Source organism: Bacillus gobiensis, from assembly GCF_001278705.1.
GTDB classification, from domain to species: domain Bacteria; phylum Bacillota; class Bacilli; order Bacillales; family Bacillaceae; genus Bacillus; species Bacillus gobiensis.
Window position 1 is genome coordinate 1,293,338 of the sequence record NZ_CP012600.1, and the last position, 18,586, is coordinate 1,311,923.

An 18,586-nucleotide genomic window follows, 5' to 3' on the forward strand; every position below is an offset into this window, starting at 1 on the left:
AACTGCTCAAGTCTTAAATATCCAGCCCCTTCAAGTGACTTTCTGGCCGGCTTCGCTAACTCGGTCAGAAGGTCACTTTTCTTTGTGTTATTTTGATTTCCTCCTCTCTAGATAAAGCTTATTTAATTGGAACCTCAGAAAAGAGTCTGGCTTGGTAGGATCGGATTCTATAAGCTGGTCCTCTTATCCCAAAAATCGTTGAACAATTCGTTCAGTGGCTCCGAGGTAACTCACTCCGAAAGAATTTAAATGCATATATAAATATAAAAGCTGGTATAATGGCCAAATCTCTTGATTAAGTTTGGAATTTGACTCCGCTTCATACGCTTTATAAAAGGAGCTGCCAAATCCCCCAAACAAGGCTGTCATCGCTAGGTCCATTTCGCGATCGCCATATATCACGGCCGGATCAATTAAATAAGGCTCTCCCTTATTCCCTGCTATCCAATTTCCGCCCCATAGGTCACCATGGAGGACAGAAGCTCCAGGATCAGCAGGAATCCACTCTTCAAGCCTTGTTAGTAGTTGAAGATGACGTTCTTTTTGTGCAGCCTTTAAGTATCCTTTTTTTACAGCTATTTCGATTTGCGGGAGTAACCGTTTCTCACGGTAAAAATCGACCCACTTCTCATATTCACCACTTTCTTGTTGAAAAGTACCAAGGTAATTACTGTAGGGCAAGCCATAAAATGATTTTGTAACTTGATGCATTCTGGCAAGCTGCTGACCGAGTTTTGCTTCAGTTGCAGGTTCTTTATTACCCGAAACGTATGACAGAACAAGATATTGCTCGTTCTCTGTTTCTTGATTATATAGAAGCACATTTGGAACGTTAACTGCCCCGCTAGATCTTAATTCTTCCAGCCCCATGGCTTCTTTTTCAAAAAAATCTTTCGGAACGCCGCTATTTGTTTTAATGAATAAGGGCTCTTTATTTGTTTCCACGAAGAAGGCATCATTAATATCGCCCCCGTGTTGAGGAGAAATTCTATTAATCAAAAGCTCTGGATCGATTTTCTCTATAATCCTGCTAATTGATTTGGTAGTAGTCATTGGTGTATCATCTCCTTTTTAAATCATTGTGAGAAATAACCGTCGAAATTTCAATATAAACGTCAATTTTTTCACATAACTAAATCTTTTCCTTTATTGTTAAACTCTGCTATAGTTAAATCATGAATTAGAAAGGTGGAATGCATGATGGTTTTGCAAATTTTAGTTGGTGCGATCTTTGTATTTGCAATTAGTTTTCCGATATTTCGAATGATCAAAAAAGGAAAAATGCCGAACAATTCTTATACGCCGATAGATGATATTGACGCAGGAAGGAAAAGAGATTGATTACAGCTTATAAGAAGATGATTAACCTCCCCCATTTTTGTTCAAGTTTGTGCATATGCCTCAAATGTCAACGATTTGATTATGAGATTTCTACGATCTACAAATTCCAAGTTTTTTGCCGCCATTTATTTTAGCGTTACTTTCGAAAGTGAACTTGGCCATTCTTCTTCTCCCTTTTTATCGCCTGTCTCTTCTATAATTTTATATTCTGACTTCTTTCGCAACTATTTGCTATGTGTATCCGGTCTGAAAATTTCCTTATTTAAGTGTGGACTACGAGAATCCCTATTGATATCCGTTGTTTACATTGTAGGATAATTCTATTTCGGGTACCCGCTAACTGCAAGCTTTTATCCATGCCTAAGTAACATATAAACCTATCCCTGCGAATGGATATTTGCTTGATAAGGAATCTCTCTTTTACCTTTCGGGTAGTACTGATACAGCATGTACGCTACGATCGGAATCAGCAATAGGAAGATGGCAGAACTTATCATAAATAGGAAGTGTATAATTTTCTTAAAATAGACAGGATCTTTCATGATTGAATGTGAAAAGAATTTAAAAGTGCACTATATAAGCGAAAATAGATAAGGATAGGAAAAAGAGAAGCAGTATGGGTTATAAAATTATAGAAACATGTTATCTGAATTTTAGCACAATTAAAACTTCATATGTAAAAAAATGCTAGTAAAATAAAAAAAGATGAGCATAGGCTCATCGAAAAAGATTAATTATCACAAATTAGTATTTTGTAATATTTCTATTTTTTTTTCATTCTTACTAAATACAGCATAAACAAACAAAGCAATCCATACCAATATCAAAGAACCATTGATGATGTATTTAATCACATCGTCTTCCACTATTAAACCGATTAATGTTTGGGCGTTCGTAAATACAATTAACCCTCCCACTAATACTCCTAACAAATAGGTTGGAATCACTTTCACAAGCCAAGCTGCAAATGGCGCCGCGACCACTCCGCCGAGGGCAAATCCAGCCACCCACAGCCAGTTGATCTGCTCCCACCCGAGGAACAACAAGAATCCGAGTGATGCGGATAACGTAACGGCAAATTCACTCGCTGAAACGGTTCCGATTACTTTACGTGGAACAAACCCTTTTTTAGATAACAAAATCGGAGTGTTAATCGGTCCCCATCCCCCACCACCTACAGCATCAAAAAATCCTGCCAATGCGCCAAGAGGAATGAGAAAAATGTTCTTTAGCTTTCGTGTTGAATAGTCTTCACTTGGATAAAACTTAAACATAAAACGAATGATAATGTAAATTCCCATCAAGAATAAAAACAATGAAATAAACGGCTTAAGAACTTCCCCATTTAAATTGCTTAAAAAAGCTGCACCAAGAAATGCACTGATCGATCCAGGAATAATTAACCTCCAGAGCAGCTGTTTATCTACATTTCCAAACCGCCAATGTGATATGCCGGAAGAAGCGGTAGTGGCAATCTCAGAGATGTGGATCGACGCTGATACAACGGCTGGTGCTACTCCAAACACGAGCAGTAACGAAGAGGATGTGGCACCAAACGCCATTCCCAGTGACCCATCAATAATTTGTGCAAAAAAACCCACGATTGCAAAAATCAATAACTTCTTCACAATGAACCTCCCAAACTATTTTCTAAAACATATTATGCCCAATGTTTTTCCACTGTTATTTTTATTTCTTTGATTTTAAGTTAATAAATCCGATATGTCAACTAAGTTTTATCGTAAAAATAATACTTTCGCAGCTTAGCAAGCAAATAATACAAAAAAAGCACTCAAATTCCCGAGTGCTTCTGTAAGTAAATAAATATTTTACGAGCATGGTATTAATTTGATAGCTCGCACCAATTGTTCAAAGAATGACCTAGCCGTTCCAATTGATTCGGCAGGTTTACAACTCCTTCATGTAAAGTAAATTGAGGTACCGGTTGTGCATGTGATAAATTTAGTTTTTTCATTTAGCTGGCAAGGATAGTCAGGTACTATAGTTTCTTTTTCACAGTTCGTTCCTTGGCTTTATTTTAGGTAGAATTTATAATATAAATCTTTTTTTGCTGTTGATTGCTTCCCTTTTCCCCATCCAATTTCATTGCGATAACTTCCGACTTTACCGGAATTGATCAGTTTTTCTTGTGGGAGATCAGTAGTTTCTTCAGCGTTTGGGGCCACATAAAGTGCGCTTACAGGACAATATAGCTCACACATATAGCAGGTTTGGCAATCATCCTTACGGGAAATCACAGGTGATTCTTCTTGTCTTTTATCAAATACATTCGTTGGACATACTTTTACGCAGAGATTACATTCAATGCATCGATCTTCGAGCAGAACCTCAATCATTTCCTTCACTCCCCACTTGCAACCTGCAGTGATGTTGCATCTTTTTTCACCCAGATTTGATCTAACCCTCCGCTTAATAACCTATACTGCTGGTTAGGATCTTTGTCTGGGAAATCAAGCCGTTTATGCATACCCCTTGTTTCGGTTCTAGCAATAGCACTTGTATACATAAAACGGGATGTTGCCAGCATTGCTGCAGATTCTCTAACTCGTATGATGTCCTGATCAGACTCTCGCAAATGGCTTCTTGCCTCGTTCCATAACAGATTTAACCGATTCAGGGAAGGTTCCAGATTTTTCTTAGTTCTAAATAAATTAATTTCATAGGGCGTTACCTCGGCTCTTACAAGATTAGTAAGCTCATTAGCTTTCAGGGATTCCCCGTTGCTTTGGTTATTGTTTAATCCCAAGACTTCCTTCCTCAATAGCTCTCGAGTGTGATTCTTCGCATTGAGTTTTTGTGCGTAAACTGCTGCTGATTGACCGGACCAGCTGCCTGAAGATATAGCCCAGGCTGCGTTATAGCTCCCACCGCCTGTAAATCCTCCGCAAATTAATTCTCTCGTTGCTGCATCACCGGCAGCGAACAAGCCAGGAATGGAAGTTGAACAGCTTTCATCTTTTATACGAATACCTCCTGTCCCTCTTACTGTTCCTTCAAGGCGTAAGGTGATTTCAAAACGATCAGTATATGGATTAATATTCATCCGGTCAAACTGAACGAAAAAATTTGGCTGAGCAAGGCGCATATACCTTTGCAAATGGTGATCATGCTTTGCTTTATCCAATTGAGCAAAGACCTTTTGCCCTTCTCTCAACTTTTTCGCAATAACGGATCTTCCTTTCCTTGAACCGGCTCCTTCAATAATTTTCCCATTCTCATATGTAAAGCTAGCCCACTCATAGTAAGCTGTTTTTGTAACAGATGAAAACTTAGGAGCTATTGCATATGCATTTGAAAACTCCATCCCGGATAGATCAGCACCAGCTTCAGAGGCGAACAAATACCCATCGCCGGTTAAAACATTGCATCCTAATGCTTTACTAAGAAACGCGCATCCTCCTGAGGCAATCACGATTGAACTTGCCTGAACCGCCCAAACTTCCTGACTTTGCCTATTTACGCCAGCTGCTCCGGCAACCCCATGGTTATCATAAAGCAGCTCTAACGCGGGACTGTGATCCAGGATCGTAACTTTTGCTTTCATTAATTTTCTTCTGAGGAGACGCAGATATTCAGGACCCTGCAAGCTTTTTCTATGAGTCTGGCCTGTTTCATCTACAGGAAAAGGGTAACCCCACTTTTCTAACTTGTGCATGTTTTCATATGTTTTATCTAAAACTCGCTTCATCCATCGCCGCTCTGATAAAAAGCCCCCTAAAGATTCCCTGCTTCTCATGGCTTCTTGCCTCTTCTCTTTATCAGGTGGGATATACCAGACCCCATTTCCAGAAGGAGCAGCAGCCCCGCTTGAACCGCAATATCCCTTGTCAACTAAAACAACAGATGCTCCTTTTTCCCTTGCTGTCAAAGCTGCCCATGCGCCAGCTGGCCCCCCACCTATAATTAAAACGTCTGCTTTTAAAAATAAGTCATAGTGTTGATTTACTAACCGCTCTGTAAAGTCCTTATTGTTAAGCAAGAAATACACTCCTTTTTGGAGAAATTAAAAAGACTCTTATCTAACGAATTAACGTAAGATAAGAGTCTCTGGTTATCCAGTCGACCTGTTATTTAGGTTCCTGAAGAAATTCAATATTTATTTTTATTCGGAAACGATTTTCCTAGTGAAGTTGTATGATTTGTCAATTGTGAAAGGTGATGAATAAAGAACCATCTTAAATAATTTAGATACTAACCAAATTAAGAGAATCAATGGACTTTGCAGTTCTAGATGCACTTTCTAAGAGGAAAGAATATGTTGTAATCATTTTCAATTAATTCATTTATTTTAACTCAAGTATATCTTGTCATTATATTATCCCTGTATTTCTGATCTGTCAAGTTGGAATTTAAAACTTTGATTTTTCATGGAAGGTGATTTCCTTAAATATGGATCAAAAGCGATATTGAGAGCAGTGTCATATACACCTGGAGGAACTGCATTAATAAGATCAGGTTTAACTGGTGGACATAAAAGTTAAAACTAAAACAATAAGAAAGCTTGCGGGAACGTCTGCTCTCCGCAAGCTATTCTTTTAATTAAGGCGTGTGGAAGTCTACATGGTTATCAGTGCGGTCAAACCATCCTCTAAATGTCCAATTAATCCAGCCGCCGTCTCCTTTATTGTCAAAGGAGCCATCCTTGAATACCCAGATTCCGTAAGTAATGCCGTCATAAACAGCTGATCCATAAAATTGCACATCATTAAATTGGTAATCATATTCTTGATTTAAATTAAACACCATTACGTTGTACTTCTGACCTGAAGCATAAAAGGTGGTTTCCATCACATTTTTAACCCAGCCAGGACGATTTTGCTCGGATTTAACAGCTTCATTAATGCGGTCAGCTATTCCTAAAACATCCACGTCTACATTTAAACTTCCTTCAACACCTGCTGCTTTAAAATTAGAACTGGATGGAGCCGCCTCACTATTTAATTTACTAGTAGAAGGTGAAACTTGAGGTACTGTACTGCTTTCTGGCTCACTAGCCGCAGAAGCACTTGCTGCAAAAGGAACTGTTAAAGCTAAAGCTAAAGTTGATCCAAGCAATGTACGTCCGATTTTCATTTTTTCGTCCTCCTAGTTCGGAAATTTTTAAAGCTAATACAAATTAATGTTATCCTGGAAAATCGATCTAGCAAAGAGTCAAACTCCTTATCATTCATATGCATAGATTCGAACCGACTTTTAACATAATATGGATGTGGGTGCTTAAGAAGAGGGTCGAATGATATGTGGTGAAATATATTTCGGTATAATTAAGCATAAGAAAAAATTCCCAATCTATAGACCTCTTTTAATGAAAGGTCTAGTCTTTCACAATTTCAGTAAAGTGTTTAATAACTATTTTTTTCAATCTTCTCATCAAACTTCCTTGCAAAAAACCCTTTTAATTTTTTTATTACTCTATATCCTCACTTGTTAGTATTACTAAGTGATAGTTATCATTGCATGTTATATTTGGGGTTACTCTAAAAGACATGTCACCAATGTCAATTCGAGTTCTTTAACTGAAATCCTACTCCTTTTTTCTCAAGTAAATACGATGCAGGCGGAATTAAGATATACTGCTCTAGAGTCAGGGGATATTGATTTAGTTGATGCTTATTCAACAGATAATCCGTTAAAAAAATATAACCTTACTGTATTAGAGCATATAAGCATCTATTTCATTAATACCAAGGAGCTCCTTTGTTAAGAAAAACAATCTTAGAAAAATATCCAGAGTTAAAAGGAATTTTGAACAAACTGGCTGGAAAGATTACAGACGATCAAATAGAGAAATGAATTACGCCCCTACACCTTAGGAGAGCAAAATATGAAATGGGGTTAGTTCCCTTCTGCTCGATCACGTATTTCATCAAGGTAGCTGTAGATCGTTACTTTTGACACTTGAAGGGCATCAGCCACAGTTTCCAGAGCTCCCCTGATTAAAAACACTCCTTTTTCTTCCATAGACGCTACAATCTCGAGTTTTTTGCGCCTGTCCATTTTCTCAACATCAGATTCGCCAATAATTTGCTGAATAAGGGTTTTTGCAATTTCTTGTACATTGTTATACTCTGTTTCTTTTTTTAAATCGAGCGGATTTTCTTTTACTACAATATCTGATAAAAATTGTTGGATTTGAAAAAGTGGCTCAGTGTCGTAATTGATTGTGAGACAGCCAATTGCGTCTCCTCCTGTATTACGAAGAAGAACAGATGTTGATTTTACGTTTTCTTTTCCGTTACTCGCGATTTGATAATTTGCCGCTACATCATTTTGCAGATTTTTGGATAATAGCACTTGAGTTAAAAGGTGATTGAAGGGGTGTCCATTTTCGATTCCGGTGACATGGTTATTTGTCGTGTAAATAACAGAAGACTGTGAAGTGGTAAGATCATAAAGAACCACTTCGCAGTTTTTACCAAAGGTTTGTGCGATCGCATCGGCTATGGGGATATATTTCATCAATTCATCTCGAGCATTTATTGTCATATGACCACCTCAAGTATTATGTTATAGAATATTATATGAATATTCAATGAATTATAATAATTTATGATTTATTACTCAGAAAAGTTTATAGGGTGAGCTGTGTTATATAAATAATTATATGAAATTATCTTTTCACAGAATAAACATAGACATCTTTCTCCCACTTATATATTTTTTTGTCTAGGATCATACCAATTCGTTCTGCTACTTTAATAGAAGGTTTATTGTTGATATCTGGGAGTGAAATCAGCTTTGGGAGCTCCAATTGGTTAAACCCATAGTTCTTACATGCTAAAGCAGCTTCAGTTGCATATCCATTCCCCCATTTGCTCCTAACAAATAAATAGCCGATTTCCATTTCTATCGTTCCTTCGATGTCTTGAGGAACAATTCCGCACTGTCCGAGAAATTCACCTGTCTCTTTTGCTTCGACAATCCAAAGGCCGAGACCGAATTTTTCATAATTACTTAATGTCCAATCGATCCACTCATTCGCAGCAGACTCATCCTTGGTTGATGGATAGTATTTCATCGCGACGGGATCTGAAAAAATTTCAAGCAGATGATTGATGTCGTCTTTTCTCATTTGTCTCAAGGTTAACCGATCAGTACTCATAATGATTTTACTCATTTCTTTCCTCCTAAGCATAAAAACTATTATATTTACGCCTATCCCTCACTTTATAGATTCAAGGTTCAATGCGCCTTGTCCTGTTATTCTTTCAATCTTTTCATACATATAATAAAGTATAAAGCAAAATCGATAAAAGTTTTAAGCTTTTAATGTATGTATTTCACTATTGACAGTCCAGGAGGATTCATGCATGATCTAAAATGAATGAACTGTTCATTCATAAATATTGATGAGAGGTTGTCAGAAATGGAAATAATAAATAAAAATTCGAAGTGGACTTTACGTGATAAATATGTGGTGATCACCGGTGCTACGAGTGGAATTGGATTGGCTGCTGCAAAAGCACTCGCGGTACGTGGTGCAAGGCTTGGTATCGTCGCATGCAGCCGGGATAAGGCAAATGAGACGGCAATGAAAATAAAGGAATTAACCGGAGGAAGTGCTACAGTAGACGTGTTCCTGGCAGACATGGCTTCCCTGCGTTCCGTTCGAATGGTTGCTTCTGACATTTTAGACAGGTGTCCCAGAGTCGACGTTTTGATCAACAACGCCGGAGCCTTGTTCGATACCCGGCAGGTGACAGAAGACGGCTTTGAAATGACTTGGGCAGTTAACCATCTGGCACCGTTTCTTCTCACTACTCTTCTCCTCGAACGGCTGAAAGAAAGCGCGCCTTCCCGAGTGATTACAACCGCATCCCATGGACATAAAATGGCCAAGAGAGGTATTGATTTCAACGATCTGAGCGGAGAACGTATATATAGTCTTTCAAAAAGGCTTACAGGCGGTCCCACATTACGCTATGCACAGACGAAGCTTGCTAACATATTATTTACCGCCGAGTTGGCCAGACAGCTGGAAGGAACCGGCGCACCGCCTACTGCTTCGATCCGGGGCTGGTGTCTACGAACTTTAATCAAAACAACGGGAAACTTGCTCGCTTGACGATGGCGGCAATGAAACCCTTCTCGCGAACTCCGGAGAAAGGTGCAGAAACGCTCATTTGGCTGGCTGATTCTGATGATATCACCGAACATAACGGGCTCTATTACGTTGACAAGGAAGTGAATATCCCTGCGGCGTCTGCCCAAGACATGAAAATGGCGAGGCGGCTTTGGGAAGTTAGTGACGAACAAATCAACTCCTTGGAAGCTAATTAATAACTTCATCGATCAGTGGGGCCGATCTCAAGATCCCCACTGAAATATTTCATTTTCTCCCCTCTCTCCTTATTTTTTCACGAAACCAAAATGGGCTGTAAAGCAGTAAAAAGCTAATAATCATTACTCCTTCAACGGATAAGAGGTACCATGGCCACGGCCCGAGAAAGTCCAATATCGATGCACTTTCTGGTTTTTTCATTATGTACAAATAATTTGAATTCAGTATTCGATTGATAAAAAATACGCAAGCACCGTACACGTTTACGATAATTAATGTCATCCATAGAGAGAAAAACGTCGGCCTGTATTTTTCAACTGCAACCATAAAAAGACAGGCGAGAAAAACTCCGCCATGGGAGACGTAAAATTCAAAGAAACGAAAATGCGGAAAGGAATAGATACCCAAGTCAGGCGTCAGCATGGCTTGAATCGAACTTCCTATTCCAGCAAAATATAAAAATTGAAACAGACTGACGCTTCTAGAAAGCAACATCACAATGGTTAGGAGTACTGCAAGATCGCTAAGTTCAAGAGGCAAAGATTCGCGGAGTGACCAAACATCATAAAAAATCGCCCAAACATGGTAACTAATATCTGAAATGATCAAAAGTGCAGCAAGCGAATAACAAAATATGCGGATCCGTCTGTTGACTGCAAGAAATCTGCGAAAAATGAACAGACAAACAGCGAGTAACACAATGATCAATAATGTGCAAAGATGTTCGGCTGAAAAAAGATGAATAGGATCGTTTGGAAAGTCTTTTTGAAAAAATTTATGCATTTTGGCACCTCGGGCTCGCATTGTACACTTATTTTGCCTCAAACAACCAACGATCTATTCGGTATTAGTCATATTTTTTAATTATATTGCCTGATTCTACAACTGCCTTATGGAAACGATTCACTAGCATGATACGCTAGTGGCTTACAAACATTATAAATTGAGGTGGTGAGAAACTTGCAAAAAGGACAAATATGGCTACCTTTACTTGCATCAGCCGGTATCGGTACAGCTGCTTTCTATAGCATGACAAGAGGCCAAGGAATGGGACAAACCGTGCAGCAATTTGTGCCGCTTGTTGCGGGTATGGCAGGTCAAGGACAACAAGGTCAACAATCGCAACAGATGCAACAACAAAACAATCAACAGCAGCTAACTTCGAACACTCAGCTGCAATAAAATATATCGTGCGACTTTCAAATCCCCCGCCACGATCATTAAGATGATTGTTCTTAATGTGTTAGGGAATCAGGATGTTACGATGGACGTATCGAAATCCGAGCGGTTCGAGTTTCTAAAAAGATCTTTTCACATATGTAGAAAAACGCAAGTGAGGGAGCAATGCCCCTCACTTTTTTAGATGATTGGATAATTCTTTACGTAACGAGGATTCACGTAATAAGGCGGCCTTGGACCTACTTTAGGCATTGGCCAGGCAAAAGGATTTGAATTATATAATAGTTCTTCTTTTTCCTCAGAATAACGTAGTAATAACAGCTTCACTTCAGGACTGTATTTCAGTAATTGCATATTGGTCCTCTCCCCTCTTCTTTTTTCACACCCTATTCAAATCATTCCGAAAGTGAGTTTGTACAGCTTTCATTAAAGTGTATAGGCACTAATATGCCCAAGATGACATATTGTAAATGGATTATTGGTATGGGGAGGTCTCCAATGAAAAAAGATGATCAGCAATATCAACAGCCTGCAAATCAAGAGTATCCGTTGTACCCGAATTACGGAAAAATTACACGTTTTGAGGACATACCAATTAATGTGCCAGAGCAGCGTCAGCTTAGGCAGCCTGGTCTTGAAGAATTGATGGTGCCTCGGCCAATCGTTGAAAACCCGAATGATAAAGGAAGCGGAAAATTAAAAGGTAAGTTCGCCCTCATCACGGGCGGAGACAGCGGAATTGGTGCTGCAGTAGCCATTGCTTTTGCAAAAGAAGGTGCAGACGTTTCCATTTCTTACTTAGATGAACATAATGATGCGAACAGAACAAAAGCAAGAATTGAACAGCTAGGACAGCGCTGTCTTCTGCTGCCGGGTGACTTACGTGAAAAGCAGCAGTGTATCAATATTGTTGAGCAGACTATCCAGACGTTTGGAAAGCTCGATATTCTCTGTAACCACGTAGGAATCCAGCTGCAGCAATCAAGCTTGCTTGATATCACTGACGAACAATTCGATGACACCTTTAAGGTCAATATATACTCTCATTTTTATACCACTAGAGCGGCTCTCCCTCATTTGAAGCCAGGAAGCTCGATAATCAATACTTCCTCTGTTGTAACTTATATAGGTGAGAAAAACTTGATCGATTACACGGCGACAAAAGGAGCGAACATCGGTTTTACTCGTGCATTGGCGAACAATGTGATCAACAAGGGAATACGTGTAAACGCAGTAGCCCCTGGTGCAACGTGGACCCCGCTTATTCCATCAAGCTTTTCGCAAGACCGAGTCGCCATATTTGGCACAGTCAATCCGATGCAACGGGCAGCACAGCCTTTTGAACTAGCTCCAACCTATGTCTATCTTGCTTCTGACGATTCACGCTTTGTTACCGGACAAACGCTTCACGTAGACGGCGGGCAATCCACATCATCTTAATGAAAATATAATTAGTTATATAATGTATAATTAATTATGTATAAAAAGATATATTTCATTATGCAGCAATCGCTTTGGATTTTTCCGGTGAATTGCGGCTAAATTATTTGTATGCTTTCATAATTGTTATATTGGGGTCTTCTGAAAACCTCCAAAGTTACAGATTCGAAACTTGAAGGTTAATCATGCAGGTAATCAAACCAAATTGAAATACATGTAAGAGATTTCGTGGACGAATAAAGCTGGTTTTTCTTACACGAAGAATTACCAGCTTCGGTGTTTAGGATGCGGAGTGTAATAATACATTGGGACTGTCATTTTTTTGTGGAAAATTTATTTACCGAATCTGTAAGTTACATTCCCTTTGTTTTTAAATATAAATAAAGACCATAATCTGTCGCTACTGAAGTATAACCCATTTGTCGCAACATAGCTGTAATATTACCACGATGGTATGTACCATGATTTACAACATGAGGCACTAGATCGGACACGCTTGTTTTCATTAAGTCTCCAGACGGGTGTTCAATTACAAGAGGCTTATTTATATTTTTTGTTTGGTTAAGGAAAGATTTGTATCGGTCGGCTAACTCAGAAAACATGACTTCCATTTCCCCTATTTCTTTTGCTTCTGTTTGTTCTTTTCGTTGTTCAGCTAACTCCAACGCATGGTTCATACTTTCACCAGAAAAAACTTCGATCCATCCAAGATCAGAAAGATAAACATGGGTCAATACATTAGATAATGAGGAAAAGACACTTTGAACCTCTTGACGATAAACATCCTGTGGAAGCTCTTTTAGCCGATTAAAAATTTGATTATTTGCCCATACATTATATTCATACAACTGTACTGAAAGGTGCGCCATTTCATATTCCTCCCTTATTATTTCGATACAACTTCTACTCAATTGTAAGCGAACTTATGTTCTTTTTCAAGGAATTACAAGCTAAGCCAGATCCAGAAATTGTGACAGTTACACATATTTTGTTTGTACTCCTGAATTAGAATAACCGGTTCATCCTTAAGATGATGAAAACCGGCTATTTTTGTCTCAAGAATTTCTCTTGGTTTAAGCTATGAAAAACCCCCGATATCAGCAATAAGGCCGAATCTCGGGGGTTTTTGTGCTTAAGCGTGAAACCAACTTACTTTCATTAATTAAGCAGATGACTACAAAATCAATAAAGGCTGCATTTATAGCTTATCGTGCTTCATTTTTAAAATGTTTATAAATCTTTTACTGCTGATTCGCAAGTATTGTAGCTATTTCGTCTTCTACATCTTCTCCATTCGAGTCATCCGTCATGTTATTTAAGATGATCGAAAAAATAAGAGGTTCCCCGCTTTTCGTTTCAACATATCCAGATAATGAGCTTACCGATGAAATCGAGCCGGTTTTCGCTTTAACATTCCCTTTCGTTGGCGGGTTTTTCATGCGGCCGCTAAGCGTTCCCCCTACCAAGCGGTCACTCTCACCGGCTACAGGCAATGAATTGAGATAGGCTTGATACCACTCTTCCCTTTGAACTGAAAATAATAAGCTGGAGACTTGATTGGCTGAAATCAAGTTCACATGAGAAATGCCCGATCCGTCTCTTAGAACGATGGCTTCTGGATCAACGCCGAATTTAGGCAGCTCAGTTTTCATAACCTCGAGTCCTTTATCCCAGCTTCCCTCACCTTTTGCGACTTTCCCCATTTCTTTTACAAGTGTTTCAGCATGTCCGTTGTTGCTAAGCTTCATAAATGGAACGAGAAGATCGGATAACGGCATCGAATGATCTGTTGATAGGATCGATGCTTGATCAGGTGCTTTCCCCTCTTTTAATTTGCCTTTTATTTTGATCCCATGCTCGTTAAGCGACTGTTTAAATAAGTCCAATGCATAACCTGTTGGCTCCCACACAGCGACCCATTCCCTTGTCCTGCTTGCATTTTCAGGAATAGTACCTTCAATTGTGATTGTATTTTCGCCGTGTTCCCGCTCAATCGTTATGTCTTTTTCTCCGCCAGCTGGTACCGTTTTTGCATGATTCACGATGTTTACATAATCGGTTTTTGGCGACACGGTTACCTCAGCTTTCTGGCCATTCTTACCAGGATTCACATCAACAATCACTGTTCCTGCATCAAAGTCCTCGTTTGGAGAAGCTGTTAGCGCAGAAACTGGTGCTGCGTAATATTTGGATTCATCACTCCAGGACAAATCAGATGAATACCTCACATCGTCGTACCATGTATCATCTCCAATAACGTCCCCTTGGATCGTTTTTATTCCGGCTTTTTGGACGTCTTCAGCCATTTTGTCAAAATCAGATTTCAAAAGTGTAGGGTCCCCTTTTCCTTTGATGTAAAGATCTCCAAAAAGGTTTTTCCCTTTGATTGAGCCATTTCGTAAAACTTCTGTGGTGAATGAATAATCTTCCCCTAATGTCGAAAGAGCAGCTGATGTAGTTAATAGCTTCAAGTTAGATGCAGGCTTGAGGCGGGTATTTCCAGTATGATCATAAATCAGTTCCCCTGTCGAAGCTGATCGAATACTTACTCCAGCGATTGCTCCTTTCAGGTTGGGATTATTCGCCAAAAGCTGATTCAGTTCATCAGTTAATGCTTCCCTATTTAAACTTGCTGCTGACGGGGAATGAATGACATGGATAAGAAGAGCTCCGACTACCATAAAAAGCACCACTAGGCTAAGACTCATTTTCATCTGTTTTTTCATCGAATTTTGTCACCTCTCACAAAAGTATCTTTATCTCTCTTCTTCTTTTATAGGCGATCTTCCTTTATTTTTCAGATGAGGAAAAAGAACCGTTTTTGTGCTCTAGGACATATTATTTAGTTTTTCCTGCATGATTTCTTATTCTTTGTTTTATCTCAGGATGCTCAATATCAAGGCCATAATAAACAATGTTCCCATTGGTTTCTTTTACAATAGTATTTAACTCTAGTATGTTTACGTTTAGGATCAGCTTGCCAGAATTCAACTTCGTTTGCCAGGACAGCGTACAGTCTCCAATCCGGAGAAATGAGTTCTGGCTGCAGTTGTATTTGTTCCTTTGCTTTTTCTAATGCAAGTTCTACTTCCTTAAGTTGAGGCAATACTTTGCTTTGTTTTGCTAGTATTGCAACTGCTCTTGCATCATCAGATCGTTCTAAAAAATCCAAAGAGATTGCTTTTTTTAGCTGCATTCCTTTTTTACTTTCGGCTGAGGTTGCAAAGTACCAATGATTGTCGGTAATTTTTTTAACGATCAATATTCGTGCATCAGGTATACCATCTTCGTCAACTGTAGATAATGTCATCGCATGAGGTTCCTTAATGTGTTAATCAATTGCCGTATTTAACCATTGCAAAAATAAATCTGTAGGGTTTTCTGGAAGATTTTCTGTATTAAAATCAGGAAATGGACCTGTTAAGGATTTTAAGTTTCTTAATATCATTTGCTGATTCGATCGATTAGCATTGTTTTCTTGGAATCGATGTTGAAACATAAGCATCTTCTTTGCGTATTTTTGCGATATATAATATTTGGCCCAGATGCTCGGAAAAGTGGGACGCACATTTCATAATGACGTCTAAATTGGTTACCTCGTTATTGCGGATAGTTTGTATTTTTAAAAATCCATCCTGTGATAGGGAAGTTATAACCCGGATGATTGTAGAAAACGATTGCTCGATGATTTGAAGCAGTTCTTTTTTTGTGTGTGTTATTTTTTCACTGAATTCTGATTCTCTATCCCGAATGTCTTTTTTTCCTTCAATACCAGCCTCAACTCTTTGATGAATATTGCCTGATATATGTACAACCAGGTTAGTGATACTATTGCTTCCACTTGTGGGTCTCCAATTAAGGTCTTCGTCGTTTAGCTGTTTGATAGCCTCTGTCATTCGATTTTTGATATCTATAAATCTTCCCTTTATATTTTCTATTACAACCTCTTCAAACATCACCTAATCCCTTCTTCCCTAAAATTTTTTCTTTCACTGATCTTTACGGTTGCTTGCTTCTTTTATTATGATAAAGAATAGGTTCTAATAAAACTAATATATATATTTTCAATAATCATCAAAAATATTTATGGATTGGAGAAGTGGCAATGAACCTGCATGCTTTACGTATCTTTACCGAGGTTGCCAAATCCGGAAGTGTCACTCGTTCAGCTGAAAACCTGTTAATCAGCCAGCCTGCAGTGACAGCACAGATTCGTAATTTAGAAAAAGAGCTCGGAATGAGGTTAATTCAATCGAAAGGAAGGTCCATCCAATTAACAGAGGCTGGTCAAGAATTAGCCATTCATTCCAATCGGCTGTTTGCACTTGAAGGTGAAATAGAAAAAAAGATGAATGATCTAAAGACAGGAATGCAAGGAAGCTTGAACATTTGTACGACCAGCCTGCCAGCGAATACCGTATTGCCGCATTGGATTATTAAATATAAGGAAAGCTATCCTTTAGTGGATGTTAAGCTATTTAAGTCAAACTCAAGTTCAGCATTTCAACGCTTGTTGGACTATTCAGCACATGTTGCAATCGTTTGTGGAGAACGAGAGGAAGAAGGAGTTGACACTTACACTCTGTTAGAAGATGAGCTTATTTTTATCGTTCCAGGAAGTCACCGATTAGCCGGGAAAGAAGTTTCGCTTGAGGAGCTTATGAAAGAACCGTTTGTTCTCCGGGAAGAAGGAAGCTATACACGAAGAAAACTTGTTGCATTGTGCGAGTCTGCGAAGATTAACGAACCGAGCTCCTTCATCCAAATTGAAGGCATGATCGAGTCGATCGAAGCAGTTAAAGTAGGTTACGGAGCTGCGCTCGTGCCTGCACTTGCCGTAAAAAATGAACAGCTTGATGGGAAACTTGGGAGAGTTTTTGTCAAAGATCTTTACATTAAGCACCCGATAAAATTATGCATTAGAAAAAATGATGAACCTTTTTCACCAGCGGCAAACTTTATTTCGTTAGTTATTACTGAGCTGGGTCAATTAGAAAGCACAACTCCCCTTTTTGAAGAGCTCCTGCCGGAATAATTCGTATCTCTCCAATTTGAATGAAGGAATATTCATTGAGCTTGTCTTGATCAAACGTTTTTCAAAACAAGCTCATTTTCATCATAATCCGCCGCAGGTAGAATTTTTGTTTTCTGTTTTTGGATCCTCATCTGAATCGTTTGAAACAGATTCTAATCCATATCCGGTCGAGCTGATTTCGTATTCTTCCTCATTTACTGCTCTTTTCTTATTTTGATCTAAATCATGATTGTTTTTTTCCATAGTATAACCTCCTTTGACGTTTTTTCATTTCTATTGTTTCTTTTTCGGATTGAAGTCATTCGAATTTTAGCGTTATTTGCTTGAAATACACTATTTTCCACGCTAACTCCTCCTTTAAACGATTTTCTCACTTTTTCACGAATTCTAGAAACTTGCGCAAAGCTGCAGACAATAAGACATCTTTTCTCGTAATAAAGTTGGTCGGTATGTTGGAATAGGTTTCCGGAAGCGGCGTAAAAGCTAAAGATGAGTTTTCTTTAATAATTTCTTTCATCATGACCGCTGTCCCGATCCCTGCTTTAACACAGCCGATTATTGCTTCTATCGTACCGAATTCCAATATTCGGTTCGGAACAACCTTTTCTTCTTGCAGCCACGCTTCCAATCGTTTTCGATAGCTGCAGCCGTGGCTGAAAACTAATAAGTTCTTGCCGTTTACTTCATGGATGGAGGTGAGCGGATCTTTACTAATAAGCGTAAGCTCTTCCTCGTGGAATAAGAAAGAGTTAATGTCCGGGTGGTGAGCCTCACCTGCAACAAATGCGCCTTCTAGCTTACGTTCGACAACAAGACGAATCAATTCATCTGTCGTATGCGTTTCTAAAATGACCTCTACCTCAGGATATGCAAAGCAATATTGAGCGAGGATCGTTGGGAGACGAACGGCAGCTGTTGATTCCGTTGAACCGATTTTCATCGTTCCCATCGGTCGTTCTGCATTGCTTTGAACTGACCGAACAGCTTCGTTCACTAATTGAAGGATTTGTTTTGCATATGGTAAAAGGATTTCTCCATTTGTATTTACATCAACACCTTTTCCATTGCGATAAAACAGCGGCGTCCCTAATTCCTCTTCCAGCTGCTTGATTTTCATCGTCACATTTGACTGCACGTAGTTTAACTTTCTGGCGGCTCGTGATAAATTCCCTTCTTCTGCTACTTCAAGAAAAACGATAAGATCCTTGATGTCCATCCTGTCCCCTCCTAATATCATCAATTTTTTTGATATCAATTATCTTTATTACTCATTTTACATGATATCAAAG

20 protein-coding genes and 2 pseudogenes are annotated in these 18,586 nt (G+C 38.9%); 7 read left to right on the top strand and 15 right to left on the bottom strand.

The genetic code is table 11. From position 1 onward, the window contains the following. Positions 1–183: 183 nt before the first annotated feature. Positions 184–1,053 (bottom strand): fructosamine kinase family protein, encoded by an 870-nt coding sequence (locus AM592_RS06255; protein WP_053602990.1) that lies wholly within the window; start codon positions 1,051–1,053, stop codon positions 184–186. Positions 1,054–1,197: 144 nt separating this feature from the next. Here AM592_RS06255 and AM592_RS24085 point away from each other — a divergent pair, with 144 nt between their 5' ends. After that, positions 1,198–1,341, top strand: coding sequence for a DUF3951 domain-containing protein (locus AM592_RS24085; RefSeq protein WP_158320292.1), 144 nt, complete (start codon positions 1,198–1,200; stop codon positions 1,339–1,341). Between the two features lie 737 nt (positions 1,342–2,078). Here the strand turns inward: AM592_RS24085 and AM592_RS06260 are convergent. The 3 genes from AM592_RS06260 to AM592_RS06270 all read right to left on the bottom strand — a co-directional run bounded on the left by AM592_RS06260 (position 2,079) and on the right by AM592_RS06270 (position 5,341). Continuing rightward, positions 2,079–2,969, bottom strand: coding sequence for a sulfite exporter TauE/SafE family protein (locus tag AM592_RS06260; protein WP_053602991.1), 891 nt, complete (start codon positions 2,967–2,969; stop codon positions 2,079–2,081). A 405-nt stretch (positions 2,970–3,374) separates the two neighbouring features. Beyond that, on the bottom strand, positions 3,375–3,698 hold the full coding sequence (locus tag AM592_RS06265; protein WP_053602992.1) for a 4Fe-4S binding protein: 324 nt from the start codon (positions 3,696–3,698) through the stop codon (positions 3,375–3,377). A gap of 5 nt (positions 3,699–3,703) precedes the next feature. Then, complete coding sequence (locus AM592_RS06270) at positions 3,704–5,341, bottom strand: FAD-dependent oxidoreductase (RefSeq protein ID WP_053602993.1); 1,638 nt, start codon at positions 5,339–5,341, stop codon at positions 3,704–3,706. A 394-nt stretch (positions 5,342–5,735) separates the two neighbouring features. Between AM592_RS06270 and AM592_RS23160 the strand changes: the two are divergent. Next, positions 5,736–5,843: pseudogene (locus tag AM592_RS23160) on the top strand (hypothetical protein); the annotation flags it as partial. Between the two features lie 58 nt (positions 5,844–5,901). Here the strand turns inward: AM592_RS23160 and AM592_RS06275 are convergent. Further along, positions 5,902–6,435 carry a hypothetical protein gene (locus AM592_RS06275; protein ID WP_053602994.1) on the bottom strand — a complete coding sequence of 178 codons (534 nt, stop codon included), beginning with the start codon at positions 6,433–6,435 and terminating at the stop codon, positions 5,902–5,904. A gap of 478 nt (positions 6,436–6,913) precedes the next feature. Here AM592_RS06275 and AM592_RS25110 point away from each other — a divergent pair, with 478 nt between their 5' ends. Beyond that, complete coding sequence (locus AM592_RS25110; protein WP_280881403.1) at positions 6,914–7,066, top strand: glycine betaine ABC transporter substrate-binding protein; 153 nt, start codon at positions 6,914–6,916, stop codon at positions 7,064–7,066. A 131-nt stretch (positions 7,067–7,197) separates the two neighbouring features. Here AM592_RS25110 and AM592_RS06280 read toward each other — a convergent pair whose 3' ends face one another. Further along, positions 7,198–7,848: a helix-turn-helix transcriptional regulator gene (locus AM592_RS06280; RefSeq protein WP_053602995.1), complete on the bottom strand. Its 651-nt coding sequence runs from the start codon at positions 7,846–7,848 to the stop codon at positions 7,198–7,200. 124 nt (positions 7,849–7,972) lie between these two features. Further along, positions 7,973–8,479, bottom strand: coding sequence for a GNAT family N-acetyltransferase (locus AM592_RS06285; protein WP_053602996.1), 507 nt, complete (start codon positions 8,477–8,479; stop codon positions 7,973–7,975). 249 nt (positions 8,480–8,728) lie between these two features. Here AM592_RS06285 and AM592_RS06290 point away from each other — a divergent pair. Further along, positions 8,729–9,642: pseudogene (locus AM592_RS06290) on the top strand (SDR family oxidoreductase). 49 nt (positions 9,643–9,691) lie between these two features. On the opposite strand, the gene AM592_RS06295 reads toward AM592_RS06290, so the two are convergent. Beyond that, a complete protein-coding gene (locus tag AM592_RS06295; protein WP_053602997.1) occupies positions 9,692–10,426 on the bottom strand; it encodes a YwaF family protein in 735 nt (244 codons plus the stop codon). 168 nt (positions 10,427–10,594) lie between these two features. Here AM592_RS06295 and AM592_RS06300 point away from each other — a divergent pair, with 168 nt between their 5' ends. Next, the gene (locus tag AM592_RS06300; protein ID WP_225970335.1) at positions 10,595–10,825 is read left to right on the top strand and encodes a hypothetical protein; all 231 of its coding nucleotides are present in this window, start codon (positions 10,595–10,597) and stop codon (positions 10,823–10,825) included. A 177-nt stretch (positions 10,826–11,002) separates the two neighbouring features. Here the strand turns inward: AM592_RS06300 and AM592_RS24325 are convergent, their stop codons facing one another. After that, complete coding sequence (locus AM592_RS24325; RefSeq protein WP_192841138.1) at positions 11,003–11,176, bottom strand: hypothetical protein; 174 nt, start codon at positions 11,174–11,176, stop codon at positions 11,003–11,005. A 144-nt stretch (positions 11,177–11,320) separates the two neighbouring features. Here AM592_RS24325 and AM592_RS06305 point away from each other — a divergent pair, with 144 nt between their 5' ends. Beyond that, entirely contained in the window at positions 11,321–12,262 is a 942-nt protein-coding gene (locus AM592_RS06305; protein ID WP_053602999.1) for an SDR family oxidoreductase, read from the top strand. A 353-nt stretch (positions 12,263–12,615) separates the two neighbouring features. Here the strand turns inward: AM592_RS06305 and AM592_RS06310 are convergent, their stop codons facing one another. From AM592_RS06310 to AM592_RS06325, 4 genes are all read right to left on the bottom strand, one after another. Continuing rightward, positions 12,616–13,131 carry a DinB family protein gene (locus AM592_RS06310; RefSeq protein WP_053603000.1) on the bottom strand — a complete coding sequence of 172 codons (516 nt, stop codon included), beginning with the start codon at positions 13,129–13,131 and terminating at the stop codon, positions 12,616–12,618. A 372-nt stretch (positions 13,132–13,503) separates the two neighbouring features. Next, positions 13,504–14,988 (bottom strand): D-alanyl-D-alanine carboxypeptidase/D-alanyl-D-alanine endopeptidase, encoded by a 1,485-nt coding sequence (gene dacB / locus AM592_RS06315; RefSeq protein ID WP_053603001.1) that lies wholly within the window; start codon positions 14,986–14,988, stop codon positions 13,504–13,506. A 170-nt stretch (positions 14,989–15,158) separates the two neighbouring features. Beyond that, entirely contained in the window at positions 15,159–15,590 is a 432-nt protein-coding gene (locus tag AM592_RS06320; protein WP_225970380.1) for a pyridoxine 5'-phosphate oxidase C-terminal domain-containing protein, read from the bottom strand. A 136-nt stretch (positions 15,591–15,726) separates the two neighbouring features. Next, positions 15,727–16,218: a DinB family protein gene (locus AM592_RS06325; RefSeq protein WP_053603003.1), complete on the bottom strand. Its 492-nt coding sequence runs from the start codon at positions 16,216–16,218 to the stop codon at positions 15,727–15,729. A gap of 149 nt (positions 16,219–16,367) precedes the next feature. Between AM592_RS06325 and AM592_RS06330 the strand changes: the two genes are divergently transcribed. Beyond that, positions 16,368–17,297, top strand: coding sequence for a LysR family transcriptional regulator (locus AM592_RS06330; RefSeq protein WP_053603004.1), 930 nt, complete (start codon positions 16,368–16,370; stop codon positions 17,295–17,297). Between the two features lie 81 nt (positions 17,298–17,378). Here the strand turns inward: AM592_RS06330 and AM592_RS24330 are convergent, their stop codons facing one another. Together AM592_RS24330 and AM592_RS06335 are read right to left on the bottom strand one after the other, a co-directional pair. Next, on the bottom strand, positions 17,379–17,540 hold the full coding sequence (locus AM592_RS24330; RefSeq protein ID WP_192841139.1) for a hypothetical protein: 162 nt from the start codon (positions 17,538–17,540) through the stop codon (positions 17,379–17,381). 127 nt (positions 17,541–17,667) lie between these two features. Continuing rightward, a complete protein-coding gene (locus AM592_RS06335) occupies positions 17,668–18,513 on the bottom strand; it encodes a LysR family transcriptional regulator (protein WP_053603005.1) in 846 nt (281 codons plus the stop codon). Positions 18,514–18,586 lie beyond the last annotated feature (73 nt).